Here is a 20,823-nt window from a genome sequence, read left to right as displayed (position 1 = left end):
AATCATTTATCATTATACGTTTCATAAATATGAGAAAAATTAAAAAAATTCTGTTGGTTTTATTGGTATTGATTGTTATTCTTGGAATTGGTCTTTGTGCCTACATCTTTCATCTGAAGCCTAAATACGAAGGTGAAGTACAACTGAAAAACCTCCAGAAAGAAACCACAGTGTATTTTGATGATTTTGGAGTGCCTCATATTTATGCCGATTCTGAAAAAGACGCGATGACGGCACTTGGTTATGTTCATGCGCAGGAACGATTATGGCAAATGGAATTACTTCGAAGAATTGCACCCGGAAGATTATCAGAAATCTTTGGATCGGTTGCACTAAAAAATGATAAATTTTTCTCCGGAATCGGTATAGAAGAAGCTTCGGCAAAAGCCATAGCAAAATTAGATCCGAACAGTCAGAGTTATAAAATGACCATGGCTTATCTGGACGGGATAAATCACTACATGGAAGAGGGAGTAACGCCGATTGAGTTTACTCTGGTAGGAGTGAAAAAAGAAAAATTTACCATAAAAGACGTGTATAATATTTTTGGTTATATGTCTTTTAGTTTTGCAATGGCGCAAAAAACAGATCCTTTGTTAACTTTTATTCGTGATAAATACGGCGTTGAATATTTAAAAGATTTAGGGATCGAGGGCGAGTTTAATACCACCAGGATCAAAAACTCAAAAGAGAATATCGAAGAATATACCACCATTTCAAAGTCAGTAGCGGCATTGCTGGAGAATTCGCTTATTCCTCCTTTTGTGGGAAGTAACAGCTGGGTTGCGGGGCCCACTAAAACGAAAAGCGGCAAAGTGATTTTTGCGAATGATCCGCATATTAGCTTTTCACAGCCTGCGACCTGGTATGAAGCGCATTTGATAACGCCGGATTTTGAATTGTACGGCTGTTATCTGGCCGGAACACCTTATCCGTTATTGGCGCACAATCGCAATTATGCTTACGGACTGACAATGTTCGAAAATGATGATATCGATTTTTATCAGGAAAAAAACAAAGAGGGTGATTCTAATCAATATCAGACACCAACAGGTTTTGCGGCTTATACGTCGATTAAAAAGACGATAAAAGTAAAAGATACGTCAGATGTAGTTCTGACGGTTAAATCAAGCCGCCACGGGCCTATCATGAATGATGTGCTGGATCGTTTGGGAAAAAAGAATCCTATTGCAATGTCATGGGTTTATACACAACAGCCTATCCAGATTTTAGATGCCGTTTACGGACTTTCGCATGCTAAAAACAAAGACGATTTCAGAAAAGCAGTTTCGCTTGTAGCGGCACCGGGTTTGAATGTGATGTATGGTGATGCTAAAGGAAATGTGGCATGGTGGGCAACCGGAGCACTTTATAAACACGATAAGGGAGTGAACACCTTTCTTATTTTGGATGGTGCCAGTGGTAAAGACGATATTAAAGAACATTTAGATTTTTCGAAGAATCCTTCTGCCGAGAATCCAAAATGGGGTTATGTGTATTCTGCCAACAATCAGCCTGAAGCTATTGACGGTTTTTTATATCCGGGATATTATTTGCCGGAGGATCGTGCCAAAAGAATTTCAGGTTTGATGGATGCAAAATCAGATTGGGATAAAGAAGCCATCAGTAAGATGATTTTTGATAATACTTCACTGGTTTCACCGGGAGTGGTGCAACGTTTAATTTCGACTGTAGCCGCAAGTTCGCTTTCCGCAGAAGAAAAAGAAGCGATAAATGCTTTGCAATCATGGAAAGGAACCAATAATACGGAGGATGTTGGACCAACGATTTACAATAAATGTGTTTATCTGTACCTGAAAAATACTTTTGAAGACGAAATGGGAGCCGATAACTTTAGTTTGTATCTTGATACCTCACTGGGAAAACAAATCATTGCCAGACAAATTCAGAATGAAAATTCTGTTTGGTGGGACAACATCAAAACCAAAAATGTAAAAGAAACCAGAAGTGATATTGTTTCAAAATCCTTCCATGAAGCCATAGCGGAACTTCAGGAACAATTTGGGAATCAGGTCGCAGATTGGAACTGGGGGAAAGCACACACCGTAGAACATGAACATCCTTTGGGTAAAGTAGCGGCTTTGCGCAGTTTGTTTAATGTAGGGCCATTTGCAGCTCCGGGATCGAATGAAGTAATAAACAATCAGTTTTTCGGATTCAATAAAGAAGGAAAGTATCACGTAAAAGGCGGGCCATCAACCAGAAGAGTAGTGGATTTCTCTGATATCGAAAATAGCTGGAGTATTTTGCCAACAGGACAATCCGGTAATCCGTTTAGTAAACATTATGACGATCAGGCCGAGATGTACAATGCAGGAAAATTCAGAAAGATGAAACTAAACAAAGAAGAGATCATTAAAACATCCACCAAATTGGTATTTAAGCCTGCCGGGAAATAGTTTTTTAGTTTCAGGATTGCTGATTTTACCGCAAAGTGCGCAAAGTCTTTTCGCAAAGATTCGCAAAGTTTCTTTTGCGTTTTTATGATTACATCTTTGTCAAAGTGTAAGCTTTGACAAAGATTAAAACCTTAGCAACTTAGAATCCCAGAATCTCTGAACCTATTTATACCTTCCCCGAACAATATCATTTGCAAATATTTCGAGATTATAACCCAGTGCATCGTTGGTAACCATGACATTGGTTGTTTGATAAACAGTATCTTTCTGATAGGTTTTTAAAAGTGTTTCCAATTCTATTTCATTATAAAAAGCAAACATATTATAAACGGCGTCCCGGAAGTTTTTGTAGTCGATACTCTCCGTTATTTCAATCGTTTTTTGATCGTTCCATTTTTCTTTAAGGGCAGCTTCGCTAATAGTTGCCAGACAAAAATCGGTCACATAATTTTTGTAACGGGCAGCCTCGACAATTTTATCAATGATAATTTTGTTTTGCTGACTGGGCATCGGGACGGTCTTGGTTGAGGTTTGAGCATTACCAGTAAGCGGAATAAACAGACATAGTACGAGTACTAAAAGAGTTTGTGTCTTTAATTTTTTCATAGGTTAAGTAAAAACAGTTCACAACAGTTCTTGTTGTAAATCGCATTGATTTGAGGGTTTACTATTGTTTTTTTGGGCAGCGCTAAAATAGTTCTTTTAATGCTAAATTATCGAATATGACTGTTAGAAATTGTAACAAAAAAACTCCGCTAAAACTGATTTTAAATCAATTTTAGCGGAGTTTTTTAAAGAGGATTGCTGAGAGCTATTTCGTTTTGTTTTTTGAAATTTCTTCTAAGACCTTTTTCCCGTTTTCATTTGAAGGATCTAGTTCCACCGATTTTTTATAGTTGGTTATCGCTAAATCTTTATTTCCATCTGTCAGATAGGCTTCTCCTAAACTATCATACACGTTTCCGGATTTTGGAAAAGTCTCCGCATTAATTTTAAAAACTTCAATTGCTTCTTTCTTTTTTCCGCTTTGCAGCAACTGATAGCCGGCTTCGTTCATATCGTTTTCTTTAATAACAAAAGTGGGGTCATTCTTTAGTTTTTTATAAGTATCCATTCCGGCTACTAATCCTTTTGTAGAGAAAACATCCAATAAATCAATTGCCAATGATTTTCTGGCAGGTTTATAAGGCTGGTTGTATAAAATAGCACGAATAGCAGTGTTCATTTCGCCCAAAACAGTATTGCCTGTATTGTTAAGTAACACTACTAGAATTTTATCGGCAGGAACACGTGATATGAGCGTGTTAAATCCGTTAATTCCTCCACCGTGCTCCGTAACTTTCAGTTTATCTTTACTGCCATTATTAGTTTCTGAAATAAACCATCCGTAACTGTAAAAATCACCCCAGGCTTTTATATAAGGTTTAAAAAAAGACTCCATCAATTTTTCTGAAAGCAATTTAGTGGTATAAAGTGCCTGATCCCATAAGTATAAATCTTCGACCGTAGAATATAAAGATCCCGCCGCATATGGAATACTCATGTCAATGAAAGAAGAATTGACAAAATTTTTGCCTTGTTTTTCATAACCCGCAGCTCTGTTTTTTAGGATAACTTCACTATGATCAAAACCTGTATTTACCATTTTTAGAGGAGTAAGAATAGTTTCCTGCAAATATTGTTCGTAGGTTTTACCGGTAATTTTTTCGATAATATACCCCAAGAGGAAATACCCGGAATTACTATAGTTGAATTTTTCACCCGGTGTAAACTCCAGAGGCAATTTATTAAATGTTTTTACAAAGTCTTCCGGAGTATAAGGATTGCGGCTTTTATCTCTTAGAAAATTTGGTGTAGCAGTATAATTTGGAATTCCTGAGGTATGTGTTAGTAAGTGATGCAGTGTTATTTTATCGCCGGTTTCTTTGGGGTAATCCGGTAAGTAAGTCGTGATAGGAACGTCCAGTTTTAGTTTTCCGTCGTCCACTAATTTTAAGATTAAAAAAGCGGTAAATTGTTTGGTGATCGAGCCCAATCTGAATTTGGTATCAGACTGATTCGGAATATCCCATTCCATATTGGCTGAGCCGAATCCTTTTTTAAAAATTACCTTTCCATTTTCGGCAACCAGTGCCGAACCATTAAATTGACCATATTGATTGTAGGTAGTTAATAATTGGTCAATTTGTTTCGCTTTGTCCTGTGCGGAAGTAATGTTCAAAGCGAAAAATAGCAAAAGAACGCTAAGAACAACTAGTTTGATTGGTTTCTGCATATTGATTGATGGTTAAGGTTAGTAAATCAGTGATTGATTTTTGATTTGATGATTGAAACTCTTTAATCTGTTCAGGATTATGTCGTTGTCTTTTGTTAGACGACGAATTTTTAATTATGTTTCAGAATCAATCCTTTTTTATCTTTTCTTAACACTCTTGCGGGAGAGCATAGACCGGGAACTGCCAGGAACCACCACTATTTATAGGCCTATGCTCATAACTAACAAATTTCTTTTAAATCAATAATAGGTTTATGCAAATAGAACTTCACTTAAAAATAACACAATAAGAATACATAATTTTACCATAGATTTCCGAATAATGATTATATACACATCACTTTTTTGTATTGAGATTTACTTGGTTTCAATCTCAATTATTTTCTTCCCTTTTTCACCCATATAATGTGTAAGGATTTTTTCGTAAACCTTATATCCATCATCAACATTGGTAAAAATAATCAGACCTTGTTTGGTTTTTGGAAGTAACAGGAAAATCGTCTGAACCCCATTGTCAGCTCCGCCATGTGACAAAGCAAAATCGTCATTTCCTAAATCATAAATCTCAAAACCTAAGCCAAAATATTTATTCTTTTTAGTTTGAACCTGATGTGCGGTCATGTCTTCGTAAACTTTTTTGCTCAAACCGTCACTGTTCATCACACTGCATAGAAATGTCCCGTAATCTTCAAGGGTTGTGAGCAAGTCATCGGCTGCACTTGCTGTTTTATTTTTGGTAGGCTCGTAAGCATTCCCCTTATTGTCGTAACCAGTGGCATATCTCGAAACATCGGTTATGGCGCCCCAGGTAAATTTGGTGTCATTTATTTTTAACGGTTTAAAAATCAATTCATCCGCTAATTGATCCAGTGATTTATGAAACTTTTTTTCCAGAGCCTTTCGCAAATATTCCATGCCTTCTCCCGAGTATTGGTATTTTGTTCCGGGTTTGAATTTGAAATCTAATTTGCCGGATTTGTTCATATACCTCCAATTCGGAAAACCGGTTTGATGACTTAAGACAATTCTCGTGGTCAATAATTTAGTATTCGGATCATTAGCGATATCCGGATCTGTCCAGTATTTGTATAGAGGCTCGTCGAGATCCCATTTTCCGGAACTTACCAATTTTAAAGTGACTATGGCAGTAATTGGTTTAGTCAGAGAAGCCACATTCCAAATCGTATTGTAGGGTGCTGCAACTCCTTTTTTAAGTTCACCAAAAACTTTTACTTCCTGTAGTTTCCCATCATTGATCACGCCAATACCCAGTGCCGGAACATTATTCTGAACCAGCCATTTTTTAATGGCAGCATCGTTGTCAAAGATATCCGATTGGGTGCCCGCTGTATTGGTCTCCTGATGATCGTAGCTAAGGGATCTTTTAAGTTTCCATGTCCCATTTTCTAAAATCCATAGGTGAGTAAATCGTGCAGTACTGCCAAATTTCTCCTTCACGTCTGCAAGAGATTCATTTTTTCCTGCTGATTTTTCGTAAAACTGATGAATTCCCATTTGAATGGCACCATACAATACGCCTTTTTGATATAACGGATAAACTTCGGTGCTGCCAGGAACCAGGTACCTTCTGGCTTTGTAAGTTTCAACCGATTTACATAAGCCTTTTTTGAGATTGACTAAAAAAAGAGCCTTATCCGAGGGACCGTCCTTGTCGTGATAAAATTCAAAACTGTCACTGTAAAGATTTTCAAACTGGCTAATGTCACAGGTATTAAAGCCAACATTAAAAAGAAGACTGTCTCGTGACATAATGATCTTGTACAATTCGGAGTTTTTTTCTTCCTGAGAAAACCCGGTTTGGAAGTGGAAAAGTAATATTCCAATTAAAAAAACTTTTAGCGGGAAAAGAGATGGATTGATTTTCATTTTATATTTGGTTTGATTGATTGATGATTTTGCAATAGTACTGCAATCTAAAACCTAAAAATTGTACAAATGCGAAAATCTTATCTTTTTTTAGAAAGAAAGTACAAACTGGAATTGAATGTTTTTGGAGTTGTTTTCATAACTTCTTTAAATTGTTTTATAAAATGCGACTGGTCAAAATACTTATTGTAAAGAGCAACCTCTGTCAGACTGAGTTTTTCAGGATTCGAATGTACCATCTGATCCACAGATTTTCTGAACTTCAGAATCTGAATGTATTTTTTAATCGTAAGCCCAGTTGCCGTTTTAAACTTCATTTGCAGCAATCGCTGAGAGACCTTTAAAATCTCCCCAATTTCCGAAACCGAAATTTCTTCGTTGTGATGTTTTATAATCTCGCAGATTTTTTCGATAGTATTTTTCTCTGAATGTAAAGCAGACAATTCTTCAAAATAAACATTTATAGCCTGCAACAAATTTTTAGTAACCGCATCAGATTGTATTTTAAAGGGAAGCTCTTCGGGATTAATCCTGATAATCGAATCGCTAAAATGGCTCAAATCATATTGAGGAAACATCGAAAGCGTCCAGGGCTGGAATTGAATGATGGTTACTTTGGTCTTAGGTCTTATGTTGACCAAAACCTTGTTCGTCATTTGCGAACAAAAGTAAAATCCTTCGTTCATCTCATATTTTCGCTTACTGGTGTGTACTTCTATTGATTCGCCACTAATAAGAGCGAGATTAAAGCAGCCGTTGGGTAAGACAAGCTTATTTTCAACTGTTGTTTTGCCATTGCCATTATCCAGACACCAGATTTTGGTAACAAATCGCTCGCTTTTTTTGCTTACATAATGTTCTGAATAGAGGTTCATTTTGAGATTATGTTTGGATGAGTTGTGACCTATGATTTTTCGACGGTACAATACAGTAAATAATTTTGAATTCTTTCTAAAAGTCTTTTTTCTAAATAAGCGTTGCCGTCTTTAAGTGTATTTAGTATTTGTATCGCTTGTTTATGATATTCTTTTATCTTTTCCACACTCCAGTCTTCTGGCGGAACCTGTAAATTAGTTATTCTGTCAGCTAATTTCACAGCCCAGACCTCTTTTGATAATGCTTTAATTCGGGCCAGACTATCGGTCATTCTTTCTTCTTTAGGTATTTTAGAATTCTTGGTTAGTGCCAGGACGGCCTGAGCAATTTCTTCATCAAATTCCGCTGTAAGTTCTTCAGAAGTAGTTGCTGTATCTTCTAGAATATCGTGAAGTAATGCAATTTGAATTGCAAATGCAGTATTAAAAGACGTTGTGTTTTGCGAAGCAAATAGAATTTCCATGGTTACATTGCTTAAATGAACAACATAAGGTAAATTGGTTCCGGGAATTACCTGATTCTGATCGGCGTGTCTTTTTGCAGCAAATTTTAGGGTTCTTTGATAGATAGTCTGTAATTCAGTCATAGAAGAGGTACTTTAGAAGAAGCTAAAATACCATTTTTCTATCACAATAGTTGAGGCGCTTTTCCTATATAAATTCAGGAAAGTAATTCGTTTTAACTGCTTGCCACTCTTCGGAAATAATACTGTAATACACATCATCTTTGCTTTTCCCTTCCGAATCGATATAATTGTTTCTGAAAAGACCTTCTTTGGTTGCTCCCAGTTTTTCAATTGCCCGTTGTGACTTTCTGTTTTCAAGATCAGCGCTGAATTGTATTCTTCTGAATTGAATGGCTTCAAATCCAAAATTTAGCAACTCAAATTTACAGGCTTTGTTTAAACCGGTTCCCTGAAATTTTTCCCCGTACCAGGTCCATCCAATTTCACATTTCTGACTAGTATGATTCAGGTAGCCGTATCTGGTGCTTCCTGCAACCCGGTTGGTAGCTTTGTCAATGATTAAAAAAGGATAACAAATCCCGGCGGCTTTTTGCTCTAGAGTATTTTGAATGTAATTTTCAAAATCTTTTTCATCGCGAACGTACATGCCCATGTATTTCCAGATCCCATCGTCAAAAATGATTTCTTTGAGTTCAATGTTTCTTCGGCTCTCAAACGGAATTAATAGTACTTTTTCGTTTTCCAGAATAATTTCTGATTGTAAAATTGTGCTGTCCATGATTGTGATATATATTAAGGTAAAAACGAAAGCGAATGTAAGAGTTTAAATTTTTTAGATAAATCGAATAAAATAACATTTTGTTATATTTTTAAATTAACTCTGAATTCTGGCAAAAATCGAAACGGTTGTGAGTAGCTACAGTAAATAATTGATTTATTTTAAAGCTTATGTACAATTATTACTTATTTTTACGATCTTATATTTAGATTTTTCTTGATGCAAACTCCACTAAAAATTGCTGTTGTTGGTTCCGGATTAGTAGGATCACTCTTGGCGATTTATCTTAAAAAAGCAGGTCATACCGTTCATGTTTATGATCGTAGTCCCGATATCCGTAAAATTAATTTCTCAGGTCGTTCTATAAATCTGGCAATGTCAAACCGGGGCTGGAAAGCACTTGACGGCGTTGGTGTTGGAGATGCCGTTCGGGAAATCGCTATCCCAATGGACAAACGAGCCATTCATTTGGTGGACAAACTCAATTTTCAGAACTACGGTCAGGAAGGCGAGTCCATTTATTCCATTTCCAGAGGAACTTTAAACCGGAAAATGATTGATCTTGCGGAAGAAGCCGGTGCAGAATTTCTTTTCGAACAAAAAATCTGGGACGTAACGTTAAATGATGCTACCTTACATATAGGTGAAACCGAAAGAGGAGAGTGGGAAGAGAAAAAATACGATATGGTTTTTGGTGCCGACGGTGCTTTCTCGAGAATACGACACAGAATGCAGCGTCAGAGCATGTTCAATTATTCCCAGGAATTTTTGAATATGGGGTACAAAGAACTAAACATCCCGGCAAATGCAGATGCTTCCCATAAACTGGATAAAAACTCTTTTCATATATGGCCACGTGGTGAGTACATGTTAATTGCACTTCCTAATCTCGATGGAAGTTTTACCTGTACTTTGTTTATGCCTTTTGAAGGCGAAAATTCATTTGCATCGCTTACAGATCGTAAAATGGTTGAAGACTTCTTTTTGAAGAATTTTCCCGACTCGATCGAAGTAATCCCCGAACTGGCAAATGATTTCTTTAAAAATCCAACCAGTACTTTGGTAACCATGAAATGTTTTCCGTGGACATACGAAGATAAAATTGCTTTAATCGGAGATGCTTGTCATGCCATTGTTCCGTTTTATGGACAAGGAATGAATGCGGGTTTTGAAGATATCACTGTTTTAAGTGAAATGATCGGGAAATATGGAGACGACTGGAAGAAAATCTTCTCCGAGTATCAAATTTCACGTAAACCGAATGCCGATGCAATTGCCGAATTGTCTTATCGCAATTTCATGGAGATGAGTACCAAAACGGCCGATGAAAAATTTTTATTGCAAAAGAAAATCGAAAAAGCATTCTCAGATAAACATCCTGATAAATGGATTCCGCTTTACAGTCGCGTAACCTTTAGTGATCGTCCTTATTCCGAAGCTTTGGCAATTGGCGATTTTCAAAATGTAATAATGGAACAAGTTTTACGAATAGAAAATATTGAAAACATCTGGAACAGTCCGGAAGTAGAAAATAAAATACTGGAATTATTGCAAAAATAGATCAATTACAATAGCAATATCAAAAAACAATATCAAAAAGCAATGTCAAAAGTCAATTTAAAATTAGCATTGACATTGCAATTGATTTTTGATATTGACATTGGCATTGCCATTGATTTTTGACATTGTCATTGATTTTTGATAGGTTATTTTTTGAATATTTTTGATAAAACTCCAAAAACACCTCTTATAAAGGTAGCGCTGGTAACCACTTTTAAAACCGATTTACCAACTACACTAGCTGTGCTGGGTTCAGATTTAGATGATTTTGTCGGTGTTTCTTCTTCCTGTTCTGCAGCTGCCTGAGTGGCATCTTCGATTTTTTTGTTCAGAATTTCGTAGGCACTCTCTCGATCAATTTCTTCAAGGTATTTTTTTACGAGTTTCGATTTGCTGTTGATCCCTTCAATTTCTTCAGCAGTTAACACATCCATTCGACTCATAGGTGCACGCATCATAGTCGCTACAAGCGGAGTAGGGACTCCCTTTTCATTCAATGCTGTTACCAAAGCCTCTCCAATTCCTAAACTGGTTAGTAACTCATCTGTCTTATAATAAGGAGAAGTTGGATAATTGTCTGCTGTTTTTTTAATCGCCTGACGGTCATTGGCAGTAAAAGCCCTTAGCGCATGCTGAATCTTTAAACCCAATTGTGCCAATACGCCACTCGGGACATCCATTGGATTCTGAGTTACAAAATAAATTCCAACCCCTTTAGAACGTATTAGTTTTACAATCGTTTCGATTTGTTCCAGAAGAGCCTTGCTGGCTTCATTAAAAATTAAATGTGCTTCATCAATAAAAATAACCAGTTCAGGTTGCACAACATCTCCTTTTTCCGGCATTTGCTGATAAATTTCAGCCAATAAACTCAGCATAAAAGTCGAGAACAATTTAGGTTTGTCCTGAATATCCGTCAAACGAATAATGTTTACGTAACCCTTTCCGTTTTCATCAATTCGCATTAAATCATCAATTTCAAACGAAAGTTCACCAAAGAACAAGTCACCGCCTTGCTGCTCCAATTCTATGATTTTTCTCAAAATCGTTCCTGTGGTTGCGGTTGAGATCTTGCCGTAGTTAGAAGTTATTTCATCTTTACCTTCCTCGGTAATATAATTAAGGACCTTTTTAATATCCTTTAAATCCAAAAGCGGCATTTTATTATCATCACAATATTTAAAGATAACGGCTACCACACCCGCCTGGGTATCATTCAGGTCTAATATTCGGGAAAACAATACCGGTCCGAACTCTGAAACAGTAGCTCTTAAGCGAACGCCGTTCTGTTTAGAGAGTGACATTAATTCAACAGGAAAAGAAGCTGTATTATAAGGTATGTTTATTTTAGCATGACGCTCCGTTATAAAACCTTCTTCTTTACCCTCTTTAGCAATTCCGCTAAAGTCACCTTTAATATCCATCATCAAAACTGGAACTCCCACATTCGAAAGCTGCTCAGAGAAAACCTGTATCGTTTTGGTTTTTCCGGTTCCCGTTGCTCCTGCAATCAGTCCGTGGCGGTTTAATGTTTTTAGAGGAATTTTGACATGAGCTTCTCCAAGTGGTTCTCCGTCCAGAATGGCACTTCCAAGAACAATACTATCTCCCTTCGAAGAATAGCCATTGTTGATATCCTGAATGAAATTGTCTTTTTTATTCATGTTTTTATTTGTAATTTAGATGATTATAAGAGGTTTGCTAGGTTTATTAACATTTTAGGCTGTTTTTCTTTAGTAGGAAAAAACTTTTTTGGGTTAAAAAAAATATAAAAAACAATTTCGCAACTTTTTAAGAAGATATCAATGGAATGTTTGAATATTTACTAAAACGTTGTAATTTTCCCATTATTAGCCCTTATTTTTGTTTTATCTAAAAAATGATATCGGCAATTTAATGAGATATTTTTTAAATTGACGTTAAATTTCCTTCAATTAAATTAAAAAAAGTTTTTTTATTTAAACTAAACGTATAAATTTGCTCCTCTACAAGTTAAATATAACTAAAAAATAAAATTATTTAAAACTATTAAAATTAAAAAAAATGGCAAACGTTAAAGTTAAAAAAGAAAGCACTTCAAACGGAGGAGGAATGATCACTGGAATCATTATTGTAGCGTGTATTTTAGTTGGGGTGTTTATTTGGAAAGTAATCATGGGAGATGCAGCTAACTTTGAAGGAGGAAATCCAGAAACTGGTCACCCTATCAATACATTAGGACAGGTTTATAAAGGAGGTTTTATCGTACCAGTATTATTAGGTATGTTTTTAATGGTTGTTGTTTTTTCTATTGAAAGATTTATTGTTATCGGTAAAGCTGCTGGTAAAGCTAACTTAGATACATTTATGAAAAATGTACAAGGAAGCATTAAAGAAGGAAACATCGAGGCTGCTATCGCTTCATGTGACAAACAACAAGGTTCAGTTGCAAATGCAATTAAATCTGCTTTGATTAAATATCAAGATGTTAAAAAAGAAGGTTTCAACAGTGAAGAAGCTTCAGAAGTAATCCACAAAGAAATCGAAGAGGCAACTTCATTAGAAATGCCAATGTTAGAAAAAAACATGACTATTATCTCTACTTTAGTATCATTAGGAACTTTAGGAGGATTATTAGGAACAGTATCTGGTATGATTAAAGCGTTTGGTGCGTTAGCTTCTGCTGGAACTCCAGACCAGGCTGCTCTTGCAACAGGTATTTCTGAGGCACTTATCAACACTGCAACAGGTATCTCTACTTCAATCTTAGCGATCGTTTCTTACAACTTCTTTACTGCTAAAATTGATGATTTAACTTACTCTATCGATGAGGCTGGTACTACAATCGTAAATACTTACAGAAGATTCAGAGGAAGTTTGAAACAATAATTAATTTTTGATATTATATAATTAATTATTTATCAAAATAAAATAAAAGAGAATGGCTAAAATAAAAATGAAAAAAAAGTCAACATCGACAGATATGACTGCCATGTGTGATGTTGCGTTCCTTTTGCTTACGTTCTTTATTTTGACCGCTACTGCTAAGGTGCCAGAAGCACTTCCTGTAGATATGCCTTCTTCTACTGTTCAAAGTAAATTACCAGATTCTGATTTGGCAATTATTACGATCGGTAAAGGAGCAGACGGAAAAAGCAAAGTGTTTTTTGATATCAAAGGAAGAGAGATTCGTAAAAGAACTCTTGAAGGAATGGGAGCTAAATTTGGTGTGACTTTCTCAGAAGATGATAAAACTAAATTTGCCTTAATGGATGACTTCGGTGTACCAGTAGCAAATTTGAAACAAATTATCGCTATGAAAGCTGCGGATAGAGTGAAAGCTGATCAACCTGGAATTCCAATTGATTCTTTAGACAATCAATTAAAAGAATGGCTTTTGGTTTCAAGAAGAGCCGCAATTGACCTTGATGATAAAGAATTGCAGATTGCGATCAAAGGTGACGCTAAAGAGCAGTATCCACAAATCAAAAAGATTATGGATATTTTACAAGATCAAAAAATCAATTCCTTTAACTTAGTTACAGGTATGAGAGGAAAAGACTTTTAATTAAAAAAGATACACTAAAATGGCTGAATTAAATACCGGCGACGGTGGTGGCGGAAAAGGTGGTAAAGTAAGAAGTAAAAAGCAAAACTCGAAAGTCGATTTAACGGCGATGGTAGATTTGGCATTCTTATTGATCACATTCTTTATGTTAACCACATCGTTGTCAAAACCTCAATCGATGGATTTGTCGTTGCCAAATAAAGATGAAGATCCTACCAAGAATAAAGATATTAAGGTGGATGAGAATCGTACGATGACCGTGATGTTAGGTGAAAATAACAAAATGGTTTATTATATGGGATTGCTTGAAAGTCCAATTGCTGGACCTAAAGACATTGCATATGGTAAAGATGGAATTCGTAAAGAAGTTCTTAAAAGAAAGAAATCAGTTTTAGAATATTCTACAGGTTTAGGGAAACCTAAAAACGGAATTATCGTGATCATTAAGCCAACTAAAAAGTCAACTTACAGAAATTTAGTTGATATGTTGGATGAGATGGCTATCACTGGAGTAGATACTTATGCTATCGTTCCTGAGTTTAGCCCTGAAGAAACAAAATTGATAGATAAAAAATAAGAGTTGTCTTGTTTTAACATCCTAATAATCAAGAAAAATGAAATTAGATATAATTAAAAATCAGTGGCTTGATATCGTATTCGAAGGGCGTAATAAGATATATGGTGCATATGAGTTAAGAAAATCGAACGGTAAGACGACTGTAAAGTCGCTTATTATTGGATCGGTTATTTTTAGCTTTGCTGTTGCAGCTCCTCTTATTGCAAGCTTTTTACCAGATTCTAGTGAAGAAGATGTGAATAATGATATTAAGATTGCGACAGTAAAATTACCTCCTAAAAAAGAGGAAGTAAAGCCAAACCAACCACCACCACCACCACCACCACCAAAAGTGGATCAGGTGAAATTCGTGAAGCCGGTTGTTGCTAAGGCAAATGAAGTTACTGAAGACCCTCCGAAAATTGAGGAACTTAAGGACAAAAAAGTAGGTAACGAAACCATCAAAGGAGATCCGGATGCAGTTTTAACTGTTGATGAGCCAGTTGGTAAAGGACCAGTTACAGAGATCATTCAGGAAGATAACAACGTTTATAATACTGCAGGTATCGAAGTAAAACCAGATTTCCCTGGAGGAATTGAGAAATTCTACAAATTCGTAGGAAACAATTACAAGACTCCGGAAGAAGAAGGTTTAAAAGGTAAAGTTTATGTTACTTTTGTAGTTGAAAAAGACGGTTCATTAACCGACATTAAAGTTTTAAGGGATATCGGTTACGGTACAGGAGCAGAAGCAATTCGTGTTCTTAAAAAGTGTCCAAAATGGACTCCCGGCGAGCAAAATGGTAAAAAAGTTAGGGTACTTTACTCTCTGCCTATTACTATTCAATCTGCAGAATAATGTTAAAAGGTATACTTAATAATATTCAGAAGAAATCGCTCAAAGAGCGATTTCTTCTTGTTTTAGGAATACTGTTCTTTTTAATATATCTTGTACTCGGTTTAATGATCATGTTTTGGGAGAAACTTCCGCTAAATATGGAGCAAAAGTATAGATATGCTTTTGGAGGATTATTGATAGTGTATTCAGCAATTCGTTTTTTGAGATTAATTAATTCAAACGCAGAATAATTATGTTAAAGTATAGTAAGATTGCAGGCTTGGTTGTTTTTGTTTTTTTGTTTGCCATGTGCAACCAAAAAAGTAAAAACGATAAAGAAACAATTTTAAAAGGAGCAATCGATATTACTGTCGATGAAACTATAAAGCCTATTGTGGACGATCAGGTTGCTGTCTTCGAAGGAACTTATTACGATGCAAAGATTACGGTAAAACCTAAGTCAGAAGCTGAGCTTATAAATGATTTACTCAATCAGAAAGCTTCAGTAGTAGTGACAACGAGAGATTTGACTAAAGAAGAATTGGCTAAATTCGAAAAAAGTAAAATAAAACCCAGAGTTACCCCTTTTGCGACCGATGCAATAGCTTTTATTTCGAACAAAGGCAATAATGATACATTAATAGCGTTGAAAACGGTAATCGATTTTATGCTGGGTAAGCCTGATGCAAGAATTAAAGGACTTGTGTTTGATAATCCAAATTCAAGTACCGTACGTTATATGAAAGAATTGGCTAAAGTTAAAGATGTTCCTGCAAAAGGTGTGTTTTCTTTTAAAACGAACGATGAAGTCATTAAATTTGTATCTGAGAATGATGGTATGATCGGGGTAGTTGGTGTAAACTGGCTTTCTCAGCCGTCACCAAACATGGCGGAAGTGGTTAAGAAAATAAATGTATTGAGTGTTAAAGGATTAAACAGTAATCAATATTATAGCCCAACTCAAAATGATCTTGCAGAAGTGAAATACCCTTTGGCACGTGATTTGTTTATCATAAATTGCCAGGGTTATTCTGGCTTGGGAATGGGGTTTGCATCCTTTATTGCTGGCGATATCGGACAGAGGATAGTTCTGAAATCAGGTTTGTTACCGGTTAGAACTCCTGGAAGAAAGCTTAAAATAAGGAATCAAATAGTAAAAGATAAAGAATAAATTAATTACAATTAGAGATGAATAAATTTAAAATTTTTAGTCTTGCCTTAGTTGCTTCAGCTACTGTAGTAAAAGCGCAAGATATCAAAGAAGCTAAAAAAGCAATCGATGCTGAGCAATTTCAAAAAGCAAAGTCATTGCTAAAATCAATCATCAAAGCAAAACCTTCTGATGGAGAAGCTAATTTTGTTTTAGGTAATGTATATTTAAATCAGGCAATCATTGATTCTGCTAAAATTTATTATGCAAATGGTTTACAGGCATCAGATAAGAAAAACTTAAATTATATTGGATTAGGTCAGTTGGATCTTGATGCGAAGAATGCTGCTGCAGCTCAGGCAAATTTTGCTTTGGCCGCAAAAGATATGAAGCGTAAAGATGTAGAGGAATTCATTTACATTGGTAGAGCTTACATGAATTCTTCTTCACCAGATTATACAAATGCGATAGCTGTTTTGAAGCGTGCGTTGGTAATTGATCCTCAAAATGCGACTGCACTTTTAGCTATTGGTGATGCATACTATGGAGCAAACAATCAAAACGATGCTTACAAGGCATACCGTGATGCATTTACAGCTGATCCAACGCTTTTAAGAGCAAAAATGCAGCTTGGAGTTTTATTAAAGGGTGCTAAATCTTATGATGAAGCAATTAAATCTTTTAATGAAGTAATTGCTTTGAACGCTAGTTATGGTCCGGTTTACAGAGAGTTGGCTGAGACTTACTATAAATGGGGAAGAAATAAACCATCTACTTCTAAAGTTAACATGCAAAATGCAATTACAAACTACGAGAAGTATTTAAGTCTTACGGATTACTCTTTAGATTCTAAAATGCGTCACGCAGATTTCTTAATCTTGGTTAAGGATTATAAAAGTTTAGAGACTGTTGCAAACAAAATGATTGCTGAGGATAAAGTAAATCCTAGAATTTTCAGATATTTAGGTTATGCTGCTTATGAGAATGGAAATGTAGATGTAGCGATCAAATCTATTGAAGATTATATCAAAGTACCTTCTAACAAAGTAATTGGTAGAGATTATTTGTATTTAGGTTTATCTAAAATTAAAAAAGGAACTGCTGCTGACGGAACTGTTGATCAGGCTTCTTTTGATGCTGGTATAGCTGATATCAAAAAAGCGATCGAACTAGAGCCTTTAGTGGTTGAAGAATTATCTGATTTAGGAAAAGCTTTGTTCGGGAAAAAACAATTTGCTCAGGCTGCTACTGTTTTAGAGCTTGGAACAACAAACAAAGAGTCTAAAAACTACTTAGATGATAATATTTACTACGGTATTTCTCTTTATTATGCTAACGCAAATAAAACAAATGGAGCTGCAGATGCTGTGGCTTTAGGAAAAGCGGATGTTGCTTTTGACAGAATCTTAGAAGCTTCTCCAACTTATAATGAGGCTTACTTATACAAAGGTAGAATCAACAACTTGTTAGAGAAAGATGATTTAATCATTAAAAACTACGAAGAGTACGTAACAAGAATTACTGCAAAAGGTGCTGAAGAATTGGCTAAGCCAGCTACAGTTAAAAAAGTTGTAGAAGCTTACAATAGTATCGGTGCTAGTTATGCAAATACTGATAAAGCAAAGGCAATTGAATATTTCAATAAGAGTTTAGCTTTAGATCCTGCAAATGCTTACGCTGCGCAATCTGTAAAAGCTCTAAAATAATATAAATTTACAGTCAAATATAAAGCCGATAGTTTCTTTGAACTATCGGTTTTTTTTGTTCCGTATTTAATTGACTATCTTTGCACTTTAAAATAGAATAATGTTATCAAAAGAAATACAATTAGAAGTAAATAAAGGAGCGATGTTGCCTTTGATGGAAGAATTTTATACCATTCAGGGAGAAGGGTTCCATACTGGGACAGCTGCTTACTTTATACGAATTGGAGGTTGCGATGTGGGTTGTCACTGGTGTGATGTGAAGGAAAGTTGGAATGCCGAGTTACATCCGCCAACAAGTATTGATTTAATTGTAAATAATGCATCAAGTCAGGCTGATACTGTTGTGATTACAGGTGGCGAGCCTTTGACCTGGGATATGAGTTTATTGACTCAACAGTTGAAGGATAAAAACATGAAAGTTCATATCGAGACTTCAGGAGCTTATCCGTTATCAGGTACTTGGGACTGGATTTGTCTTTCGCCAAAAAAAAATAAGTTGCCTACTCAAACGGTATATGACAATGCGCATGAGTTGAAAGTAATTATCTATAACAAACACGATTTTATTTTTGCAGAAGAGCAAGCTGAGTTAGTAAATGACAACGCAATTTTGTTTCTTCAGCCGGAATGGAGTAAAAAAGAAGAAATGACACCCCTGATTGTGGATTATGTGATGAACAACCCAAAATGGAGAGTTTCGCTTCAAACGCATAAATATTTAAATATTCCTTAAGGTATCTAAACAAAAAATCTCTTCAATTGAAGAGATTTTTTGTTTCTGGTAAATAGTATACACTGTGTAAAAAGGAAACATCAGATTTAGATCCAATTTTTGCTGTTTTTTAAATTTGTTATATGAGCCAGGTGATGGTTGCTGTGCCAGGCATACATTCCGATGATTTGTTTGATCAGAAATTCGGAATTGTTTTCGGGATGAATAAATGATTTGTTTAAATCTTTCGGACTTAGATTTTTCATGATATAAGCTAGTCTGTAATGTAGTCCTTCCAGTAATTGTAAGGTTGGTTGGATTGGCATGGTTAGATTGTCCTGCAATTCAGACCATAATTTTTCATCATAAGCTTTTATTACAGGGTTATTTTCGGTTAAAGCCCATTTTATTCTGATATAACAGTTCATGTGGCTTTCGGCACAATGATGAATTACCTGACGAACAGTCCATCCGTCCGGACGATAAGGAGTGTCTAGTTGTTCGTCGGTTAAATGAATCGTTTCTTTTTTTAATCTTTCGGGAAAAGAGGCAATGATGGCAACACTGTCGGAAATGTACTCCGAGGTATAATCTGTTGGAGTTTTAAACTTGCCGATCGGATATTTTAGTTTTTCTAAATCTGTTTCGTTCATGTTTTGTTGTTTTATAGAGAAAGTTTAGCCAAATAATCGTAGTGGTCGCCTTCAAGGATGAGCTCACATTTTAATCCATTTGCAGCAGCGGCATTTTGAAGAGTGTTGTAATCAAGGTACAGCCAGTCGAACGGCTCTTCTTTCTCGCCTTTATAAGAAATGTTGAACACAAGCTCTCCATAATAATCGTTATCGGATGGGATCCATTTTCCGCCATCTTCATCTTCGTCAAACATATAGATAATGTCTGAGCTGTCGAGTAAAATTTGTCCGCCCGGGTTCAGAAGTGATTTTAGTTTAGAAAGGTACTTGTTGCAATTTTCTAGTTTACCAAAAATTCCCACTCCATTCATTAGTAAAATGATAGTGTCGAATTTTCCCTCCTCAAAATCCAGGATATTTTTGACTATAGCATTTTTGACTCCGCGAAGCTTGCAGGTTTCGATTGCATTTCTTGAGATGTCAATTGAAACAAGCTCCAGATTTCTGTCATTTTGTAAAGATAAACTATGACTTCCGGCTCCGCAGCCTACGTCCAGAGTTTTTCCGAAGGCTAATTGCAATGCTTTTTGTTCGAGTTTAGGCATTTCATTGTACGAACGGAATAAATAATCCACACTCATTTCATCTTCTTCAGAAATCGAAGTTTCAGTGATAATATTCTCAGGTGAATTATTGGTTTGGAAATCGTACATGGCTTTCCCGAAAAGATCTTTCATTGTATTTTAGTTCAAAGTTTAAGGTTACAAGTTTAAAGTTGTTTAATTTTGCAGTTCAACTTTAAATCTTAAACTTGAAGCAAATTTTAAATAACTTAAATAAGTTAGCCAAAGATAAGCATATCGAAAATAAAAAGTATTTCGATAAGCTTAAAAAGAAACAGCCAAAGAATTTGGATTATGTAATGCAGGATTTACATGACGCCGAATTTAAAAAAACAGACTGCTTGCAATGCGCGAATTGCTGCAAAACTACCGGTCCTTTGTTTACTTTGGCTGATATTGAAAGGATTTCGAAATCATTCCGACAAAAGCCGCAGCAATTTATCGAACAATATCTTAGAATTGATGAGGACAAAGATTATGTTTTGAAAAGTGTTCCTTGTACTTTTTTGGACAATGAAAATTATTGTATGATTTATGATGTTCGTCCGAAAGCGTGCAGAGAATTTCCGCATACAGATCGTAAAAAGTTTCATCAGATAGCGGACTTAACATTGAAGAATGTTGCCATTTGTCCTGCTGCATATAATATAGTGGAGGAAATGAAGAAAAAGCTTCCTTTATAACCTTCTAACATTTGATAATTGTTCTTAGAAGCAATTCATTTTTGCTTTTTAAAATGTACTTTTGATTCGAATGAACCGGAAACGGGTGTAATTAATAATTTCAAGACAACA

At 35.6% G+C, this 20,823-nt stretch carries 20 protein-coding genes; 11 read left to right on the top strand and 9 right to left on the bottom strand.

Features of this window, described 5'->3' with window-relative positions; all coding sequences use genetic code 11:
- The first annotated feature begins 29 nt into the window (after window positions 1-29).
- Window positions 30-2,420 carry a penicillin acylase family protein gene (locus M4I44_RS02400; RefSeq protein ID WP_249966409.1) on the top strand — a complete coding sequence of 797 codons (2,391 nt, stop codon included), beginning with the start codon at window positions 30-32 and terminating at the stop codon, window positions 2,418-2,420.
- Between the two features lie 162 nt (window positions 2,421-2,582).
- On the opposite strand, the gene M4I44_RS02395 is transcribed toward M4I44_RS02400, so the two are convergent.
- The 6 genes from M4I44_RS02395 to M4I44_RS02370 form a co-directional block, all read right to left on the bottom strand.
- Window positions 2,583-3,026, bottom strand: coding sequence for a hypothetical protein (locus M4I44_RS02395; protein WP_017496156.1), 444 nt, complete (start codon window positions 3,024-3,026; stop codon window positions 2,583-2,585).
- A gap of 205 nt (window positions 3,027-3,231) precedes the next feature.
- The gene (locus M4I44_RS02390) at window positions 3,232-4,695 is read right to left on the bottom strand and encodes a serine hydrolase domain-containing protein (RefSeq protein ID WP_249966408.1); all 1,464 of its coding nucleotides are present in this window, start codon (window positions 4,693-4,695) and stop codon (window positions 3,232-3,234) included.
- 357 nt (window positions 4,696-5,052) lie between these two features.
- Window positions 5,053-6,582 carry a class A beta-lactamase-related serine hydrolase gene (locus M4I44_RS02385; RefSeq protein ID WP_249966407.1) on the bottom strand — a complete coding sequence of 510 codons (1,530 nt, stop codon included), beginning with the start codon at window positions 6,580-6,582 and terminating at the stop codon, window positions 5,053-5,055.
- An 80-nt stretch (window positions 6,583-6,662) separates the two neighbouring features.
- Window positions 6,663-7,457, bottom strand: a complete 795-nt coding sequence (locus M4I44_RS02380; RefSeq protein ID WP_249966406.1) for an AraC family transcriptional regulator — start codon at window positions 7,455-7,457, stop codon at window positions 6,663-6,665.
- 29 nt (window positions 7,458-7,486) lie between these two features.
- The gene (locus M4I44_RS02375; RefSeq protein WP_249966405.1) at window positions 7,487-8,044 is read right to left on the bottom strand and encodes an HD domain-containing protein; all 558 of its coding nucleotides are present in this window, start codon (window positions 8,042-8,044) and stop codon (window positions 7,487-7,489) included.
- A 64-nt stretch (window positions 8,045-8,108) separates the two neighbouring features.
- Window positions 8,109-8,702 (bottom strand): GNAT family N-acetyltransferase, encoded by a 594-nt coding sequence (locus tag M4I44_RS02370; protein ID WP_249966404.1) that lies wholly within the window; start codon window positions 8,700-8,702, stop codon window positions 8,109-8,111.
- A 219-nt stretch (window positions 8,703-8,921) separates the two neighbouring features.
- Here M4I44_RS02370 and M4I44_RS02365 point away from each other — a divergent pair, with 219 nt between their 5' ends.
- On the top strand, window positions 8,922-10,262 hold the full coding sequence (locus M4I44_RS02365; protein WP_249966403.1) for an NAD(P)/FAD-dependent oxidoreductase: 1,341 nt from the start codon (window positions 8,922-8,924) through the stop codon (window positions 10,260-10,262).
- Between the two features lie 146 nt (window positions 10,263-10,408).
- Here the strand turns inward: M4I44_RS02365 and M4I44_RS02360 are convergent, their stop codons facing one another.
- Complete coding sequence (locus tag M4I44_RS02360; RefSeq protein WP_249966402.1) at window positions 10,409-11,926, bottom strand: helicase HerA-like domain-containing protein; 1,518 nt, start codon at window positions 11,924-11,926, stop codon at window positions 10,409-10,411.
- Between the two features lie 379 nt (window positions 11,927-12,305).
- Between M4I44_RS02360 and M4I44_RS02355 the strand changes: the two genes are divergently transcribed.
- The 8 genes from M4I44_RS02355 to M4I44_RS02320 all read left to right on the top strand — a co-directional run bounded on the left by M4I44_RS02355 (window position 12,306) and on the right by M4I44_RS02320 (window position 18,792).
- Window positions 12,306-13,130, top strand: coding sequence for a MotA/TolQ/ExbB proton channel family protein (locus M4I44_RS02355; RefSeq protein WP_017496148.1), 825 nt, complete (start codon window positions 12,306-12,308; stop codon window positions 13,128-13,130).
- Between the two features lie 52 nt (window positions 13,131-13,182).
- The gene (locus M4I44_RS02350; protein ID WP_017496147.1) at window positions 13,183-13,809 is read left to right on the top strand and encodes a biopolymer transporter ExbD; all 627 of its coding nucleotides are present in this window, start codon (window positions 13,183-13,185) and stop codon (window positions 13,807-13,809) included.
- 19 nt (window positions 13,810-13,828) lie between these two features.
- The gene (locus tag M4I44_RS02345) at window positions 13,829-14,386 is read left to right on the top strand and encodes a biopolymer transporter ExbD (protein WP_017496146.1); all 558 of its coding nucleotides are present in this window, start codon (window positions 13,829-13,831) and stop codon (window positions 14,384-14,386) included.
- Window positions 14,387-14,423: 37 nt separating this feature from the next.
- Window positions 14,424-15,224, top strand: a complete 801-nt coding sequence (locus tag M4I44_RS02340) for an energy transducer TonB (RefSeq protein ID WP_017496145.1) — start codon at window positions 14,424-14,426, stop codon at window positions 15,222-15,224.
- The gene (locus M4I44_RS02335; protein ID WP_017496144.1) at window positions 15,224-15,454 is read left to right on the top strand and encodes a hypothetical protein; all 231 of its coding nucleotides are present in this window, start codon (window positions 15,224-15,226) and stop codon (window positions 15,452-15,454) included. Before M4I44_RS02340 ends, M4I44_RS02335 begins: the two co-directional genes overlap by 1 nt.
- Before the next feature lie 2 nt (window positions 15,455-15,456).
- Window positions 15,457-16,374, top strand: coding sequence for a PstS family phosphate ABC transporter substrate-binding protein (locus tag M4I44_RS02330; RefSeq protein ID WP_249966401.1), 918 nt, complete (start codon window positions 15,457-15,459; stop codon window positions 16,372-16,374).
- Window positions 16,375-16,391: 17 nt separating this feature from the next.
- On the top strand, window positions 16,392-18,059 hold the full coding sequence (locus tag M4I44_RS02325; protein ID WP_249966400.1) for a tetratricopeptide repeat protein: 1,668 nt from the start codon (window positions 16,392-16,394) through the stop codon (window positions 18,057-18,059).
- A 100-nt stretch (window positions 18,060-18,159) separates the two neighbouring features.
- Entirely contained in the window at window positions 18,160-18,792 is a 633-nt protein-coding gene (locus M4I44_RS02320) for a 7-carboxy-7-deazaguanine synthase QueE (protein WP_017496141.1), read from the top strand.
- An 86-nt stretch (window positions 18,793-18,878) separates the two neighbouring features.
- Here M4I44_RS02320 and M4I44_RS02315 read toward each other — a convergent pair whose 3' ends face one another.
- Both M4I44_RS02315 and M4I44_RS02310 read right to left on the bottom strand, forming a co-directional pair.
- Window positions 18,879-19,424: a YfiT family bacillithiol transferase gene (locus tag M4I44_RS02315; RefSeq protein ID WP_089077268.1), complete on the bottom strand. Its 546-nt coding sequence runs from the start codon at window positions 19,422-19,424 to the stop codon at window positions 18,879-18,881.
- A gap of 11 nt (window positions 19,425-19,435) precedes the next feature.
- Window positions 19,436-20,143: a bifunctional 2-polyprenyl-6-hydroxyphenol methylase/3-demethylubiquinol 3-O-methyltransferase UbiG gene (locus tag M4I44_RS02310; protein ID WP_249966399.1), complete on the bottom strand. Its 708-nt coding sequence runs from the start codon at window positions 20,141-20,143 to the stop codon at window positions 19,436-19,438.
- Window positions 20,144-20,217: 74 nt separating this feature from the next.
- On the opposite strand from M4I44_RS02310, the gene M4I44_RS02305 reads away from it, so the two are divergent.
- Window positions 20,218-20,712 (top strand): YkgJ family cysteine cluster protein, encoded by a 495-nt coding sequence (locus M4I44_RS02305; RefSeq protein ID WP_017498845.1) that lies wholly within the window; start codon window positions 20,218-20,220, stop codon window positions 20,710-20,712.
- Window positions 20,713-20,823 lie beyond the last annotated feature (111 nt).

Source organism: Flavobacterium sp. B183, assembly GCF_023539155.1.
Lineage (GTDB): Bacteria > Bacteroidota > Bacteroidia > Flavobacteriales > Flavobacteriaceae > Flavobacterium > Flavobacterium tructae.
This window is presented reverse-complemented; position numbering and strand designations above follow the sequence as displayed.

What these genes read in the sequence shown, in the direction of transcription:
- M4I44_RS02375 (WP_249966405.1), bottom strand. Translation starts at nt 8,044, where the DNA reads ATGACTGAATTACAGACTATCTATCAAAGAACCCTAAAATTTGCTGCA.
- M4I44_RS02365 (WP_249966403.1), top strand. Translation starts at nt 8,922, where the DNA reads ATGCAAACTCCACTAAAAATTGCTGTTGTTGGTTCCGGATTAGTAGGA.
- M4I44_RS02340 (WP_017496145.1), top strand. Translation starts at nt 14,424, where the DNA reads ATGAAATTAGATATAATTAAAAATCAGTGGCTTGATATCGTATTCGAA.
- M4I44_RS02310 (WP_249966399.1), bottom strand. Translation starts at nt 20,143, where the DNA reads ATGAAAGATCTTTTCGGGAAAGCCATGTACGATTTCCAAACCAATAAT.
- M4I44_RS02390 (WP_249966408.1), bottom strand. Translation starts at nt 4,695, where the DNA reads ATGCAGAAACCAATCAAACTAGTTGTTCTTAGCGTTCTTTTGCTATTT.
- M4I44_RS02355 (WP_017496148.1), top strand. Translation starts at nt 12,306, where the DNA reads ATGGCAAACGTTAAAGTTAAAAAAGAAAGCACTTCAAACGGAGGAGGA.
- M4I44_RS02320 (WP_017496141.1), top strand. Translation starts at nt 18,160, where the DNA reads ATGTTATCAAAAGAAATACAATTAGAAGTAAATAAAGGAGCGATGTTG.
- M4I44_RS02380 (WP_249966406.1), bottom strand. Translation starts at nt 7,457, where the DNA reads ATGAACCTCTATTCAGAACATTATGTAAGCAAAAAAAGCGAGCGATTT.
- M4I44_RS02400 (WP_249966409.1), top strand. Translation starts at nt 30, where the DNA reads ATGAGAAAAATTAAAAAAATTCTGTTGGTTTTATTGGTATTGATTGTT.
- M4I44_RS02335 (WP_017496144.1), top strand. Translation starts at nt 15,224, where the DNA reads ATGTTAAAAGGTATACTTAATAATATTCAGAAGAAATCGCTCAAAGAG.
- M4I44_RS02395 (WP_017496156.1), bottom strand. Translation starts at nt 3,026, where the DNA reads ATGAAAAAATTAAAGACACAAACTCTTTTAGTACTCGTACTATGTCTG.
- M4I44_RS02315 (WP_089077268.1), bottom strand. Translation starts at nt 19,424, where the DNA reads ATGAACGAAACAGATTTAGAAAAACTAAAATATCCGATCGGCAAGTTT.
- M4I44_RS02330 (WP_249966401.1), top strand. Translation starts at nt 15,457, where the DNA reads ATGTTAAAGTATAGTAAGATTGCAGGCTTGGTTGTTTTTGTTTTTTTG.
- M4I44_RS02345 (WP_017496146.1), top strand. Translation starts at nt 13,829, where the DNA reads ATGGCTGAATTAAATACCGGCGACGGTGGTGGCGGAAAAGGTGGTAAA.
- M4I44_RS02350 (WP_017496147.1), top strand. Translation starts at nt 13,183, where the DNA reads ATGGCTAAAATAAAAATGAAAAAAAAGTCAACATCGACAGATATGACT.
- M4I44_RS02360 (WP_249966402.1), bottom strand. Translation starts at nt 11,926, where the DNA reads ATGAATAAAAAAGACAATTTCATTCAGGATATCAACAATGGCTATTCT.
- M4I44_RS02370 (WP_249966404.1), bottom strand. Translation starts at nt 8,702, where the DNA reads ATGGACAGCACAATTTTACAATCAGAAATTATTCTGGAAAACGAAAAA.
- M4I44_RS02385 (WP_249966407.1), bottom strand. Translation starts at nt 6,582, where the DNA reads ATGAAAATCAATCCATCTCTTTTCCCGCTAAAAGTTTTTTTAATTGGA.
- M4I44_RS02325 (WP_249966400.1), top strand. Translation starts at nt 16,392, where the DNA reads ATGAATAAATTTAAAATTTTTAGTCTTGCCTTAGTTGCTTCAGCTACT.